This is a genomic window from Polyangium sp. 15x6, from assembly GCF_029960785.1.
Classification (GTDB): Bacteria; Myxococcota_A; Polyangia; order Polyangiales; family Polyangiaceae; genus Polyangium.
The window spans coordinates 25,332-39,270 of sequence record NZ_JASBQE010000001.1 but is presented as its reverse complement, the minus strand read 5'-3'; the positions used below and the strand labels follow the sequence as shown (position 1 = coordinate 39,270).

The 13,939-nt window shown below is 68.4% G+C and carries 12 protein-coding genes and 1 pseudogene; 6 read left to right on the top strand and 7 right to left on the bottom strand.

The genetic code is table 11. The features are described from left to right. Positions 1-33: 33 nt before the first annotated feature. The gene (locus QHF83_RS00125; RefSeq protein WP_282415657.1) at positions 34-735 is read right to left on the bottom strand and encodes a hypothetical protein; all 702 of its coding nucleotides are present in this window, start codon (positions 733-735) and stop codon (positions 34-36) included. Next, positions 735-1,541, bottom strand: coding sequence for a hypothetical protein (locus QHF83_RS00120; RefSeq protein ID WP_282415656.1), 807 nt, complete (start codon positions 1,539-1,541; stop codon positions 735-737). Before QHF83_RS00120 ends, QHF83_RS00125 begins: the two co-directional genes overlap by 1 nt. A 115-nt stretch (positions 1,542-1,656) precedes the next feature. On the opposite strand from QHF83_RS00120, the gene QHF83_RS00115 reads away from it, so the two are divergent. Beyond that, positions 1,657-3,438, top strand: a complete 1,782-nt coding sequence (locus QHF83_RS00115) for a VCBS repeat-containing protein (protein ID WP_282415655.1) — start codon at positions 1,657-1,659, stop codon at positions 3,436-3,438. Positions 3,439-3,540: 102 nt separating this feature from the next. Here the strand turns inward: QHF83_RS00115 and QHF83_RS00110 are convergent, their stop codons facing one another. Beyond that, complete coding sequence (locus QHF83_RS00110; protein WP_282415654.1) at positions 3,541-3,732, bottom strand: hypothetical protein; 192 nt, start codon at positions 3,730-3,732, stop codon at positions 3,541-3,543. A gap of 73 nt (positions 3,733-3,805) precedes the next feature. Further along, positions 3,806-4,111: pseudogene (locus QHF83_RS00105) on the bottom strand (ArsC family (seleno)protein); the annotation flags it as partial. A gap of 201 nt (positions 4,112-4,312) precedes the next feature. On the opposite strand from QHF83_RS00105, the gene QHF83_RS00100 reads away from it, so the two are divergent. The 3 genes from QHF83_RS00100 to QHF83_RS00090 are packed head-to-tail and all read left to right on the top strand — an operon-like array spanning position 4,313 to position 7,419. After that, entirely contained in the window at positions 4,313-5,617 is a 1,305-nt protein-coding gene (locus QHF83_RS00100; RefSeq protein ID WP_282415653.1) for an APC family permease, read from the top strand. Between the two features lie 42 nt (positions 5,618-5,659). Beyond that, positions 5,660-6,685, top strand: coding sequence for a C-type lectin domain-containing protein (locus tag QHF83_RS00095; RefSeq protein WP_282415652.1), 1,026 nt, complete (start codon positions 5,660-5,662; stop codon positions 6,683-6,685). Next, the gene (locus QHF83_RS00090; protein ID WP_282415651.1) at positions 6,682-7,419 is read left to right on the top strand and encodes an alpha/beta hydrolase; all 738 of its coding nucleotides are present in this window, start codon (positions 6,682-6,684) and stop codon (positions 7,417-7,419) included. The genes QHF83_RS00095 and QHF83_RS00090 overlap by 4 nt, the downstream gene beginning before the upstream one ends. On the opposite strand, the gene QHF83_RS00085 is transcribed toward QHF83_RS00090, so the two are convergent. Next, on the bottom strand, positions 7,416-8,729 hold the full coding sequence (locus tag QHF83_RS00085; RefSeq protein ID WP_282415650.1) for a glycosyltransferase family 4 protein: 1,314 nt from the start codon (positions 8,727-8,729) through the stop codon (positions 7,416-7,418). The genes QHF83_RS00090 and QHF83_RS00085 overlap by 4 nt on opposite strands. Before the next feature lie 149 nt (positions 8,730-8,878). Here QHF83_RS00085 and rseP point away from each other — a divergent pair, with 149 nt between their 5' ends. Continuing rightward, positions 8,879-10,552: an RIP metalloprotease RseP gene (gene rseP / locus QHF83_RS00080; protein ID WP_282415649.1), complete on the top strand. Its 1,674-nt coding sequence runs from the start codon at positions 8,879-8,881 to the stop codon at positions 10,550-10,552. Then, positions 10,545-11,894 carry a transcription antitermination factor NusB gene (locus QHF83_RS00075; RefSeq protein ID WP_282415648.1) on the top strand — a complete coding sequence of 450 codons (1,350 nt, stop codon included), beginning with the start codon at positions 10,545-10,547 and terminating at the stop codon, positions 11,892-11,894. The genes rseP and QHF83_RS00075 overlap by 8 nt, the downstream gene beginning before the upstream one ends. 32 nt (positions 11,895-11,926) lie before the next feature. Here QHF83_RS00075 and QHF83_RS00070 read toward each other — a convergent pair whose 3' ends face one another. Both QHF83_RS00070 and QHF83_RS00065 read right to left on the bottom strand, forming a co-directional pair. Further along, on the bottom strand, positions 11,927-13,333 hold the full coding sequence (locus QHF83_RS00070) for an FAD-dependent oxidoreductase (protein ID WP_282415647.1): 1,407 nt from the start codon (positions 13,331-13,333) through the stop codon (positions 11,927-11,929). Positions 13,334-13,382: 49 nt separating this feature from the next. Beyond that, the gene (locus QHF83_RS00065; RefSeq protein ID WP_282415646.1) at positions 13,383-13,937 is read right to left on the bottom strand and encodes an ion channel; all 555 of its coding nucleotides are present in this window, start codon (positions 13,935-13,937) and stop codon (positions 13,383-13,385) included. Positions 13,938-13,939: the final 2 nt, after the last annotated feature.

The window sequence follows — 13,939 nt, the reverse complement described above, 5'->3', positions numbered from 1 at the left end:
CCTCGAATCTGGTGAATCGCCCAGGACGAGCATTCACGGCGTCCAGCTCACCTCGACGGTGCGGCTGAGCACGAACCACGCATAAAGCCCGACTTGCATCACCGGCGGGGCGATCGGCTCCTGGAGCGTCGCGGTCCGCGTGAGCGTCACCTGGAGCGGGCACGGGCCGGGCATGGCCGGATTCGCGGGCACGAGCTCGGCCTGAGAAATCTCGTATTGGCCCACGTCGTTCGGCAACGTGCGGCCGAGCGGCTTGATGCACGTGCCAGAGGCGGCCAGGCCGAGCACGTGGTTGCCCTCGGGCGCGGCATTCCAGGTGAGCTTCAGCGGAGCATCCCCCATGAGCGGCTCGGCGGAGAGCCCGATCGGCGGCGGCACGGGGATCACGCGGCCGATGATGCCCCGATCCGCGCGGCGCTCCAGGTCGAGCGTGATATCCCCTGACAAACCCTCGATCTCGGCCAGGTAGACGGGACGATCGTCTTCGGTCACCTCGCGCAGCGGAAGCGGTTTTCCGCTCATCTGGAGGCGCAGGGTGTCGCCGTCCGACAAACGCAATTCGCCGACCGGGCTCGAGATCCGCACGCGCACCGTGGCGCCGTTTCCCTCGTCGCTTGCGTCGAGAGAAAAGAGCATATCGAGGGTCGAGACGTCGGTCGAGCGTACGGGCTCGTCCTCGCAACCCGCGAGGGCCGTGAGGGCGACGAGAACGAGCGGCAGCACGCGCGTCTTCATCAGAACACCACGAGCCCGGCAAAGAGGCCTCCGCCGATCGATCGATAAAGCCTCGAAGGCTCGCCGCCCCGCACCTCGTCGACCCGCACGCGCGCGCCCACCTGCAGGAGCCCCGTGCTCACGCCGAACTCGACGTCGTGCTCCTGGAGCGCGAGCTCGTTCGTGGTGATCGGGACGAAGCGGTAGCTCGTTTGAAGTCCAACGGTCTCGGTGGGAAAAATCCGGAACCGCGCGACGCCGTAAGGCGCGCCGTGATAGCCTGGTTCGAGCCAGACGGGGCGGCCGTACTCGAAGGTGCCGCCCACGCCGAGGACGAACGAGCCCGGCGCCCGGCCCTTCCAGCGAAGCGGCGCGACGAGGCCCGCGCCGGAGAGGCCGATCTCGACCTGCGCATTCTCGTCGAATCCGATCGGGCCGCCGTTCAGGTGAATCTCGAAGCCGAGCCGCTCGTGCGGGAAACGCACGATGTCGAGGTCGATGACCCCGACCAAGACCTGGTACCGCGCGAGCGTCCCGAACCCAAGCATTTTCAGGCCGCGGACGTACATGACGCCCGCGTCGAGCCGCGCCATCTCCACCGTCGAGCGCTCACGCGGCGCGGCATTGCCCGCGGCAGGCGCGGACGGCGCCGCCACGGGGTCGGGCGGCGGTGGGAGCTCGGGCAGAGGCTCGGCCGGAGGCGAAGGCGCGGCCTCGTCGGGCGACGCCGCGCCGAGCACGAGGGGCGCAAGGATGCAGAGAAGAGCGCGGAGGACGCGGCTCTCGTGGGTTCGTGAAGCTCGGTTTTCCGTGGCAGACGCGCGCATGGCTCACCGGGGTCGCACGAGGCGACCTTACCACGACCGGACCAAGTTTGATATCCTCGGACCCGCCGCCGCTGGGGGCGGACGCGGCACCTTTCTTTTGCGCGACGAGGACGACATGACCCACATGCGCTCATTCCATCACTCGATGTCCCGGCGGGGCAAACCCCTCCTCTCCTTGCTCCTCGCCTCGGGCCTCTCCCTCGCGGTCGCCTCCTGCGGCGAGAGCGAGGGCGGCCCCGGGGGCCGGACCGGGGGCTCCACGACCGGCGGGACGCGCAACACGACGTGCGAGAAGGGCGAAAGCAAGGGCGAGGTGATGGCGCCCGAATACAAGATGACGCTCCCCGGCGAGACGAGCTGGTTCGCCTCGCCCGTCGTGCGCGACCTCGACGGCGACGGAAAACGCGAGCTCATCGCGGCCTATTATTCGGTCTTCGTCCACGACGCGGAGGGCAACGTGCTCGCGAAGGCCGAGGGCGGCGAGGGGCGCGTGTACGCCCCGCACGTCGTCGCGGACCTCGAAGGCGACGGGCTCGTGGACATCGTGTACGGCAGCGATCACGAGGTCTGGGCGTACGAGTGGAAGGACAAGGCGCTCGTGCCGAAGGCAGGGTTCCCCGCGAGCACGACGACCGCGAACGACGCGCCCGAGGTGCGCGGTATGGCCGCCGGCGATCTCGACGGCGACGGCGTGCTCGAGATCGTCGTGACCACGACGCAAACCGCGAGCACCGAGGACGGCGGGGCGCAGGTGTTCGTGTTCCGCGCCGACGGCTCGCTCCATCAACCGGCGGGGCTCGGATTTCCGGCGTGGCCTCGATACAACAACCTCACGGGCGCCGGGAACGACGCAGATCGGAATGGGATGGGGCACTCCGGGTATGGCTGCTACGGGCTCAACGTGGCGGTCGGGAACATCGACGACGACCCGGAGCTCGAGGTGCTCGCGACCTACGACAACCACCACATCCAGGCCTTCGACCACGACGGCGTGGCGATCGACGCCGCGCCGTTCTTCACGAACCGCGCGAACGAATTCGAGGGGCAGCGCCTCACGTGGGGCCAGTTCATCCGCTGGGCGGATCCGAAGGTCGAGGCGGACCATTACAACCTGCACACGGGCGAGTGGCCGCACCCGTCGTTCGCCGAGTGGCTCCAGTGGACCGCGTCGCCGCCGAACGTGGTCGACCTCGACGGGGACGGGAAAAACGAGGTGCTGGGGCTGCCGAACATCGAGAAAAACGAGCCGTACGAAACGCAGGCCTATGCGATCATGGTGCTCGAAGGCGCGCACGGCGACGGGAGCCGCTCGGCGATGCGCAAGCCCGGCTGGGAGACGCTCCCGCGCGGGGAAAAACCCATCCAGGTGGAGGGTTATTATCCGCCCGGCGGCATCCCGACGGCGACGACGGTGAACATCCAGGGCGACGACAAACCCGAGATCGTGGCGCCGTTCAACGACGGGTTCGTGTATGCGTTCGGCGCGGACGCGAAGCAGATCTGGCGATTCAACTACACGCACGGTAAGTCGATCATGTTCGCGACCGAGGTGACCGTCGCGGACCTGAACCAGGACGGCTCGCCCGAGCTCATCTTCGCCACGTACGGCGATCCGAACGTGCTCGACTCGGGGTATCTCGTGATCCTCGCCGCGGATGGGACGTTGCTCCACGACGTGCCGCTTCACAATACGGGCGAGCAAAATGGAAATGGCAATGGCGCGCCCGCGGCGCCCGCGGTCGGCGACCTCGACGGTGATGGGCAGGTCGAGATCTTCGTGCAGACCTTCGAGCACGGGCTCGACGTGTTCACGGTGCCGGGTTCGGCCGAGAATTGCCTGCTCTGGTCGACCGCGCGCGGCGGCCCGCTCCGCATGGGTCAGCCGAACGGAGATTGAGGTTCGATTTTTCCTCGGTGACGGGCCCCTTCCCTCGGGGAAGAGCCCCACGGAATTTGGCCAGAAGCTCGCCGTGGGCGCCGAGCAGGAGCGCGCCCAGGGCTACGGGCCGTTCGCGAACGCGGTGGAGATGATGGGCAAGAGCTTCGAGCAGATGTTCTCGGGCGACAACGTTCCGAGCCCGCAGCTCGTGGCGGACGCGGTCCTCACGCTCGTCGAGTCGCCCGCGGGCAGCCGCCCCACGCGCGTGGTCGTCGATCCGTTCTCGGGACAGGCAGCCGAGGGGCTGAACAAGGCGCACACCGAGGTCCAGAAGCACCTGCTCTCGGCATGGGCATGGGCAATCTGGCGGATTGAGCCTTCTCGTTCACCCCTTCCCGCGCCCGAGGACCTCGGCGTAAACCTCGGGATCGAAGCCCACCACGAGCGTTTGTCCTACCCGCATCGTCGGGGCCCGGAGCCCGCCCGTCGGCCCGAGCATGGCCTCGAGCACGTCCGCGTCGGGCGGGCGCGCGCGCATGTCGAGCGTGACGCGCTTCTTTCCTTTCACCGCGACGATCCGCTCGGCCTGCCGGGCGAGCGCGAGCGCGCCCTCTCCGCCGAGCTTGAGCTTGCCCGCGTCGGCCATTTCCCCGATCGTCACATTTTCTTGCGCGAGAAACTCCCGCGCTCGAGTGCACGAGGTTCACCCCTTGCGGTGATAATACCAGTCGGCTCGCTCGTTCATGCCAGTTTCCTCCTTCGCCAGCACTATTCAGGGTTTTACCGGGAACGTCAAGCCGAAGGGTGATCGAAGGGGTTGCCTCGCGCGGCCCGCGCGTCCTAGACTGTCGGCCCGCTTTCGGTCGTCTCCTCCTGCCATGGGGTCCGCATCATGAGCGTCTCCGCCCTCGGCGACTCGACCCAGGCCCAGGTGCCCTCCCTGCGGCGCAGGCTCACGTTGTTCGACGTCCTCTGCATCGGGGTCAACGCCACGGTGGGATCGGGCGTGTTCGCGCTGCCCGACGACATGCACCGGGTGATGGGCGGGTTTTCCCCGCTCTCCTTCGCGCTCTGCGCGCTGCTCCTGATGCCGGTCGCGCTCTGCTTCGCCGAGCTCTCGGGCAGGCACGTCGACACGGGCGGGACGTACCTCTATGCGCGCAATGCGTTCGGCGACCGGGCCGGCTTCCTCGTCGGCTGGTTTTGCTGGGCGAACACGTTCGTCAGCTGGGCGGCGAACGCGAGCCTCTTCGTGGAGCTCGTGGGGATCCGCGCGCCGTTCGTGGGGTCGGCCGTCGCCGCGGCGGTCGTGGTCGCGCTCGGCGTGGTGAATTATTTCGGGGTCAAACCGGGCGCGTGGGTCGTGAACGCGATGACGCTCGGCAAGATCGGCGCGATCCTGTGTTTCCTCGTGGTGGCCGTGTCGCTCGTCGATCCGTCGCGGCTCGGAGGAAAGCTCCCGCTCGGCGCGCTCGGCGTGGGGCAAGGCGTGTATCTCGCGCTCTTTCCGCTCCAGGGTTTCGAGGTCGCGCCGATCGCGGCGGGCGAGACGCAAAATCCCCAGCGCAACGTGCCGCTCGGGACGCTCGGAGCGCTGTCGATTTCGGCGCTGCTCTTCATCGTGGTGCAGGCGGTGCTGGTCACGACGTACCCGAAGATCGGCGAGGAGTCGGGGCAGCCCTTGGTCGACGCCGCGCGGTTCATCGGTCCCACGATCGGCGCGGTCGTGGTCGCCGGCAGCTTGCTCTCGGTCGGCGGATTCACGGCGGGCAGCGCGCTCGGGTCGCCGAGGTACGCGCAGGCGATCGCGGCGCACAGGCTCATGCCGGCGGCGCTCGCGCGGATCCACGGGCGCTGGGGCACGCCGCACGTGGCGATCTTCTGGACGACGGCCATCACGGCAGCGCTCGCGTTTTTCTTCGATTATCGGCGCCTCGTGGGGATGTCGAACATCACGATCGTGATCCAGTATCTGTTCACGTGCCTCGCGGTGCCGGTCTTGCGCAAGAAGGACGGCGAATCGAAGGGGTTCCGGGTGCCGGGCGGGAAGATCATTCCGTTCGTGGGCGCCGCGGGATCGGTGGCGCTGCTCGCAGGCGCGGAGAAGCCGGAGTTCTTGTTCGCGGGGGTGACGCTGGTGCTCGGGATCCTGGTGGCCCTCGGCACGAAGCGATTCGCGCGCGCCGAGGGCGCGTGAATGCCTTGACAGGAAGGCCCGCGGGCTGATGCGATCCTGACCATGCGGAAGTCCGGTTCGTCGTGGTCCGTCGTTTTGCTGGCCCTTGCTGGCTGCGGTCCGGGCCCCACGGTCGTATCGAACCCCGACGAGGCGCTGATCCCGCGAGGCGCGGCTTCCGCTTCCGCGACCCCGTCGGCTTCTGCTTCCGCTTCCGCTCCGGAAAAACCGACGCTCGAAGTGGCGGACGGAGCGAAAAAACCGCCTCCGCCATTTTCGTGTGGCAAGGGGAAGGAAATCGTGGCGGCGACGGGCACGTATTGCGTGTTCACGGAGCCGCGATCGTGGCCGGACGCCGAGCGGCATTGCGAGGAGCACGGCGGGCACCTCGCGTCGATCACGTCCGAGGCCGAGGCGCAGGTGCTCCGCTCGGCGATCGTGTCGCCCGTCAGCGGTGAGAACGTGTGGCTCGGACTCGTGGAGCCGACGGAAGGGCGATGGCTCGGCCCCGACGCCAAGCCCATACGATTCTTCGCGTGGAACGACGGCGAGCCGAACAACGACGGCGGCGCGGAGAACTGCGGCTCGTGGCTCCTCGGGAGCGGGCGGTGGAACGACGTCGATTGCTTCGTGCCGCGCACGGCGCTCTGCAAGAGCCGGTCGCCGGCCGGGAAAAAAGGCGCGCTCGCGTGCGCCGAGAGCGCGCGGCTCGTCGTCGGGAAACGCGAGTATTGCTTGCAAGACGCCGCGACGTGGCAAAATGCGCAGGCGCGGTGCGCGCGATCCGGCGGGGACCTCGCCGTGATCGAGTCGGCGGAGGAGAACGACGCGCTTTTTGCGGCGATCGGCGCGAAGATCGACGTCGGGTCGATGTGGGTCGGGCTCTCGGACGCGGCGAAAGAAGACGATTTCCGTTGGGCCTCGGGCGAGCCGGTCGGCGCGCCGCCATGGCGGAGCGGAGAGCCGAACAACCTCGGCGACGAGGATTGCGCGGAGTGGCTCCCGAGCGACGGGCGCGTGAATGATCTGCCCTGTCAGGAAAAACGCGCGAGTCTGTGCGAAAAACCCAGGGTGGAAGCGGCGCGATGACGGCGACGTTCGTCCTGGTCCACGGCCCCTTCCTCGGCGGATGGGGGTTTCGGCGTATCGCTTCCGAGCTCGAACGCGCAGGGCACACGGTCTTCACGCCGACGCTCACGGGCATCGGCGAGCGCTCGCACCTGCTCGGGCCGGACGTGGGGCTTTCGACGCATATCGAGGACATCACGAACGTGCTCGTGTACGAGGACCTCCGTGACGTGATCCTCGTGGGGCAGACCTACGGCGGGATGGTCATCACCGGCGTCGCGGACCGCGTGCCGGAGCGGATCACGCGGCTCGTGTACGTGAACGGGCACGTGCCGACGAGCGGGCGCAATGCAATGGGCGCGTTCGGCGGAGGGACGGCCGGCAAGCTCGACGATATGTCGGACAACGAGGGGCCCCGGCTTTTGCCGCCGTTTCCCTTCGAGGCGATGGGGATTCACGACGCCGCGGACCAGGCCTGGGTGGAGCCGAGGCTCTCGCCGCATCCGATGAAATGCCTCGAGGAGCCGATCGTGCTCACGCGCGGCGAGCCTCGGATGCCCCGGGCTTACGTGCTCGGGACGGCGCGCGAGGATCTGATCGCCTTTTTCAAGGCGGATCCGATCGCTCACTTCGTGGAAAAGGCGCGGGCGGAGGGCTTCGAATTTCACGAGGTGGCCGCCGGCCTGTTTCCCATGGTCAGCCACCCGAAGGAGCTCGCCGCGGTGCTCGAAAGGATCGCCTCCCCCGCCCGTTAAGCAGTCGAAGGCGTGCTCGTTTGTCCCTGCGGAACGACGATGTCGCGGAGCACCTCGGCGAGGCGGCCGGCGATGGCGCGGCGGTGGAAAGGTTCGAGGCCGACGGGCCGGGAAGGAAGGAGCGGCTCGCCGCGCTGGAACGAGAGGGCAATCCGCTCGAGCGCTTCGGCAATGGCGGCGGGCTCGCGCGGATGCACGACGAGGCCGAGCCGATGTCGCTCGACGAGGCGCGAGAGCGCGCCCGCTGGCGCGAGCGCGAGGCAAGGCCGGCCGATCGCCATGATGTCGAAGATCTTTCCCGGGTAAATGGCGGTATTGCCCGGGATGTCATCGACGATGACGAGCGCGAGGTGGCTCTCCGCGAGGAGCGAAAGCGCCTCGTCGTGCGGACGAAAGCCGAGGTGCCGGACCATCGGGAGCGGGTTCTCCTCGAAGACGGCGCGCTCGGTATCGACGACGCGGCCGATGAAACGAATGTCGAAGAGGTCCGCAAGGGCAGGCGCGCGCTCCGCGAGGAGGCGCAAGCCCGCGAAGAGGCCACGCGGCGAAGTATGCCAGAAGGTCGTGCCGGCATAGGTCGCGACGAGCTTGCGGCCGGGCGCGTAGGTCCGGGGCGGAGGCGCGTCGAGGATGTGCGCGAAATCGTCAGGATCGTAGCCGTTCGTCAGCGTGACGACGCGGCTCGGATCGAGGTCGCGATAACGCGTGAGCAGGTTTCGGCGGAAGTCCTCGGTGGCCGTGAGGATTCGCGCGGCGCGCCGGACGAGCGCGGGCTCGATGGTGTCGATCACGCGCGCGAGGAGCGGGCCGCCGTGCATTTCGTAGGTGGCCGCGGTGCGCCATTCGTCGCGATAGTCGAGGACGAACGGTACGCGCGAGAGCGGGCCGAGCAAGAAAGGCGAAAACGGAGGGCCGCTGACGAGGGCGGCGTCGACGTTCGCCGAGAGGCGGCGAATCGCGGCCGCGGCAGCGGGTAGCCACAGGATTTGCGGGTCCGGGACGAGCGCGGCGGAGGCGAGGCGCGCGAGGGCCCGGCGCGCCCCGGAGAAGGGGCCTTTCGACGCGGCGCCGCGCCAGACGGCAGCCTTTTTCTCGTAGCTCGGTTCGAGCGTCCGGACGCGGACGACCTTCACTTCGGCCGGGACGTCGCGGAGCAAGCTCTCGTCCCGGATGGGGACGGACGGGTTTTCCGCCGTGAGCACGGTGGTCTCGACGCCGCACGAGGGCAGGTACTTGGCGAACTTGGTGACGCGCTGGACGGCGACGCCGCCGACGGGCGGAAATGCGTACGAGACGATGAGCAGGCGCAAGACGGCTCCCCCCGGTCTATTGCAGAGGCCAACGATTGCACGGCGGTGTTGGCCGGGCAAATGGGGTCCCCTCGTGAGCGGAAAGAGCGTCCTGGGCGCGGTTTTGTCCTTGGCGCCCCGGCGGGATCTCGCGTAGAGATACGCCAGCCGTGGATCTGCTCTACTTCGCGCTGCTCTGCTCCGTGCTGATCTTCGTGCACGAGCTCGGCCACTTCGTGTGGGCGAAGATCTTCGGCGTGAAGGTGCTCACGTTCTCGATGGGTTTCGGGCCGAAGGTGCTCCGGTTTCGAGGACGAGAGACGGAGTATTGCGTGGGGCTCTTGCCCCTCGGCGGCTTCGTGAAGATGCTCGAGGAGAACCGGCAGGAGCCGGTGCTGCCCGAGGATCGCAAGCGTACGTTCGAGGCGCAGGCACTCTGGAAACGGGTGATCATCGTCATCGCGGGCCCGGCGATGAACATCCTGTTCCCGGTCCTCCTGTATTTCTCCGTTTTCGTCGGGGAGACACGATTCTCGCCCCCCACGGTCGGCTTCGTTTTGCCCGGACACCCGGCGGAGGGAAAACTCGTGCCGGGCGATCGGGTGCTCGAGGTGGACGGCGAGCGAATCTCGACGTTCGCCGAGCTCGCGCGGATCATCGGCGAGAGCCCCGGCAAAGAGCTGCGGCTCAAGGTGTTCCGCAACAACGAGCACGTCGAGGTCGTGGTGGTGCCGGAGGAGAAGGTCGTCCGGAAGCCGCTCGACATCGTGGAGAAGGTCGGCGAAATCGGCATCAAGCCGAGCCGGCCCGCGGCCGTCGTGGGTATCTCGCGGCCAGATTCGCCTGCGTATCGCGCGGGGCTCCGGACGTTCGACCTCGTGACCGAGGTTCGAGGCCGGCCGGTGAAGACGTTCGCGGATCTCGAAGCCGCGCTGTCCGAGAACCACGGCGAGACGGTGCCGGTGACGTATTTGCGGCCCGTGAAGGTGCCGCGCGCGTTCGGCGGGCTCGCGGACATGGCCGTGTACGAGTCGGGCGTGGCGGCGCTGACGCCGGAGGCGAACGGGCACGGCGATCTCGAAGAGCGCACGGGGCTCGAATCGGCGGACCTTTACGTATTCGACGTGGCCGAGGGTTCGGCCGAATGGAACGCCGACATGCGGCCAGGGGATCGCATCGTGGAGGTGGATCAGACCACGGTGACGGCCTGGGCGACGTTCCTCGAACGGCTGCTCGCCTCGCCGGATCGTCCTCACACGGTGACGTGGCTCCGCGGCGGCGTGAAGAAGAGCGGGACGATTCTTTTGCGGCGCGAGGACTGGATCGACGAATACGGGCAGCACCGGCCGCGGTATTTCGTGCGCTCGTCGAACTGGTCGCCGGTGGTGCCGGAGGCGTACGTGGAGCACGCGTCGCTCTTGCCGTTCGCGCTCCGGAGCGCGCTCGACGAGACGTACGACGTGATCCGGTTCATCGTGGTGGGGATCGTGCGAATCGCCGAGGGCAAGGTGAGCATCTCGACGCTCGGCGGGCCGATCACGGTGTACGACGTGGTCGGCGAGGAGGGCTCGAAGGGCGTCTCCTATTTCGTGTGGGCGATGGCCGTGATTTCCATCAACCTCGGGCTCGTGAACCTCTTGCCGATCCCGGTGCTCGACGGCGGTCATCTCCTGTTTTTCCTGTTCGAGGCCGTATCGAGGCGGCCTCTGCCGCTCCGGGTGCGGGAGATCGCGAGCCTCGTGGGCCTGCTCGTGCTCTTTGCATTGATGGGGGTAGCGTTCAAGAATGACGTGGAGCGGCGGTGGGACGTGATCCAAGGGCAGTTGAGGGAGCTCGTTGATTAGCGACGCAAGGATCATCGCGGCGCGGGTGCTCGCGCGGGTGTGGAGCACGGAGGCGTTCGCGGCCGCGGCGCTCGACGCCGAGCTCGGGCGGCATTCCGGAATGGATCCGCGCGACGCGGGGCTCGCGACCGAGCTCGTGTACGGGGTTTTGCGGACGGAAGCAGCGCTCGTCGCGAGGCTCTCGGCGTTGACGCCCAAAGGCAAGCTCGACCTGCCGTCGCCCATTGCGCGGGCGCACGTGCTCATGGCGGCGTATACGATCTGCTTTCTGGATCGGGTACCAACGTTCGCCGCGGTGAACGAGGCCGTGGGGGCGATCCGCTCGGAAGGGGACGTGCGGACGGGGTCGTTCGCGAATGCGATTTTGCGGAAGCTGTCGGCGGAGGTCGAGGCGAAGGGGCGGCCGTCGCTTCTGGAGGCGGCGAGCGCGTCGGCTCCAGGGTGGCTCCGGGGATCGCTGCGTCGATCGCTCGGGCGGAGCGCGGCGGAGGCCTATCTCGCGGCGGGCCCGGTGCCGCCGCCGCTGGGTTTGTCGCTCGCGCTGTCGGAGGATCGGGCGGCGTGGATCGCGCGATTGCGTGAGGTTTGTCCGGAAGGAACATTCGAGGAGGGGCACGCCTCGCCGCGGGCGATCCTGGTGCGCGGCGCGGGCGACGTGCGGCGATTGCCGGGCGCGGGGACCGCGTGGATCGTGCAGGAGGAGGGGGCGCAGGTGGTGGCGCTCGCGCTCGGTGCGCGGCGGGGCGAGCGGGTGCTCGACGCCTGCGCGGGGCGCGGAAACAAGACGTGGCTGCTCGGAGACGAGGTGGGCCCCGAAGGCGCGGTGGACGCGGCGGATCTGTACGCGGCGAAGCTCGAGCGATTGAAGGAGGGTTCGGCGGGACGAGCGGCGCGGGCGACATACGCGGTCGACTGGGCGGCGCGGACGGGGGCGTTCGCGGAGGTGCCGGAGGATTACGATCGGGTGCTGGTGGACGCGCCGTGTTCGGGCGTGGGGACGCTGCGGAGGCGGCCGGAGATCGCGCTCCGGCGGACGGCGGAGGACGTGAAACGTTTGTCGGAGCTGCAGACTGCAATCGTGCGGAACGCGGCGACGCGGGTGAAGGACGGGGGGCGGCTGGTCTTCGCCGTGTGCAGTGTGCTGCGGGAGGAGGCCGAAGAGGTGGTCGAGCGGCTCGTGGGGGAAGGGTCGGAGACGGGGGTTCGGCTGGAAAAACTTCCGATCGAGGCGGAGCTTCCGCGGGCGATTCTGGGTGAGGGGGCGACGAGCTTCCGGCTCCTGCCGCACGTGCAGGGGACGGATGGGTATTTCGTGGCGGGGTTTTTGGTGCGGAAGGGCTGATTCAGGGGCAGGCGCGCCGCAGGCAGCGTGTCCTATCCCGCCCCTCCCACGAGCTCCCCCACCACCTCACGCACAGAAGTCCGCACCGGCCGCATCGCCCGCTCGATCACACGTCCCGCGACGTCCGGCGCGAGCAGCGACGAGACCGGATCGAGCAAGTGTTGTACCCGGACGAACCTCTGGAACACCAGCTCGTCCTCCGGGACGGTATTCATGAGCTTGTCCATGTACTTCCCCACCACCCGGCTGATCCCCCCGGGGCGCTCGCCCCGCGTCGCCGACCAGCGGAAATCCTCGGAAATCGACATTCCCCACACCGATCGCACGACGCGCTCGAGGCGCCGCTGGAACCGGCGCGACAAACCCACGAGGCTCGGGCCGCCGATGCGCTCGCGTTGCTCCGAAAGGCAAGCGCCGAGCTCCATCGCGCCGAGCACCGCCATCGACATGCCCTGGCCATACATCGGGTTGAACGAGGCGACCGCGTCCCCGAGCGCCACGAAGCGGTCCGGGAAGCGCTTCAGCTCCTCGAAATGGCGATGCCGGTTCTCCCCCTTCGCCGAGCCGTAGATCGGCGAGGCCGGCTCGGCTTTCTGCACGAGGTCCCAGACCTCGGGGAATCGCAGGTTGCGGATCCAGGCGTAGAATCCCTCTTCGTCGAGCGGCGCGCGTTCGCCCGCGATGCCCATCAGCGTGACGAACCACTTGCCGTCCTCACACGACATGTAGCCTCCGCCCCGCGGCAGATCCGGGGGCGTCGGGAGGTCCACCACGAGGTTGTACCGCGAGAGGCTGCGGGGTCCACGATACCAGCGGGTCGCATAAGACAGGGCCGCGTCGACCGTCTCCTCACGCGGCGTCGGATAGCCGAGCTCCGCGATCCATTCGTCCACGCGGCCCTCGCGGCCGCACGCCGCGACCACGAAGTCGGCCCGCAGGACGTCCTCGCCGCGGCTGTCGCGAAGCTTAACGCCCGAGACCCCATGGCCCTCGCCGACGAGGCCCTTCACCTGGACGCCATTGCGAAACTCGACCCGGCCGCCACGCTCGAGTCGACACCGCATCGTGTACTCTCGGAACGGACGGCTCGCGAAGCTCACCTCGACGCCGCTCGTCGAGTGCGGCAGGCGGAAGATGGGAAAATTGATGAGCGACGTGCCGGCATAGTCGCCCCACGGCGCCCCGGCCGCGGTGAGCTCCTCGCGCAGGCCCGGAAAGAGCCCCTCCAGCGCCTGTTCGCCGCCCGCGAGCAGGATGTGGACGTGCCGGGCCTGCGGGACCCCGGCCCGGTGCTCGGCGCCGCCCGGCGGTTTGTCGCGCTCGAGCACGGTGATACGGTCGAAATGCTCGGTGAGCACACGCGCGGTGGCGAGGCCAGCGATACCACCACCAATGACGATGGCATGACGGCCGGTTCCGTGCGACGCAGCAAGACTCATGGCGGTCCTCCTGGACGAAGGCCGCATGATAGCCGAATCGGAAATCCTGTCAGCCCCGCACGTTCCGGTCGGGCGACGGACGGGCGTCCTGGAGCTCGGCGAGGATCGCGTCGAGGCGCGCGAGAATGGCTTTCTGGAGGGCGAGCGACTCCGCTGTGGCGGCGGAAACATGTGCATCCGCCCCATTGGAAGCTGGCTCGCCGAAATTTTGCTGTGCCGTGGCGGGAGGAGCGAACGCGTTCGCCGCGACACTCGGGCCAAACGTCATGAGGAAGGTGGCGAGGGCCTTGCCCGATTCGGTCACGGCGAACTTGTTGTCGTAGCCCACGGATAGGCACGTGGAGACGAAGACCGCGGCGTCCCAGAACGTGCGGCACCGCGGATTTTTGTCCCTCTCGGCGAGCCAAAAGAGGTAGGCGCCGCCAAGCACGGAGACGAGGAGCGTGTCCAGCGGATCCCGCTGGACGAGCTCGCGAAAACCTTGCTTCCACGTGCCATACCCGAGCGCGCCGCCCTGCGCGCCCGGGGTCGAGACGAGGCCACGCGCGATCTGCGCGAGCGCAGAGAGCGCGGCAACGTCCGGGTCTCGGCGAGGCGTGGTCATCG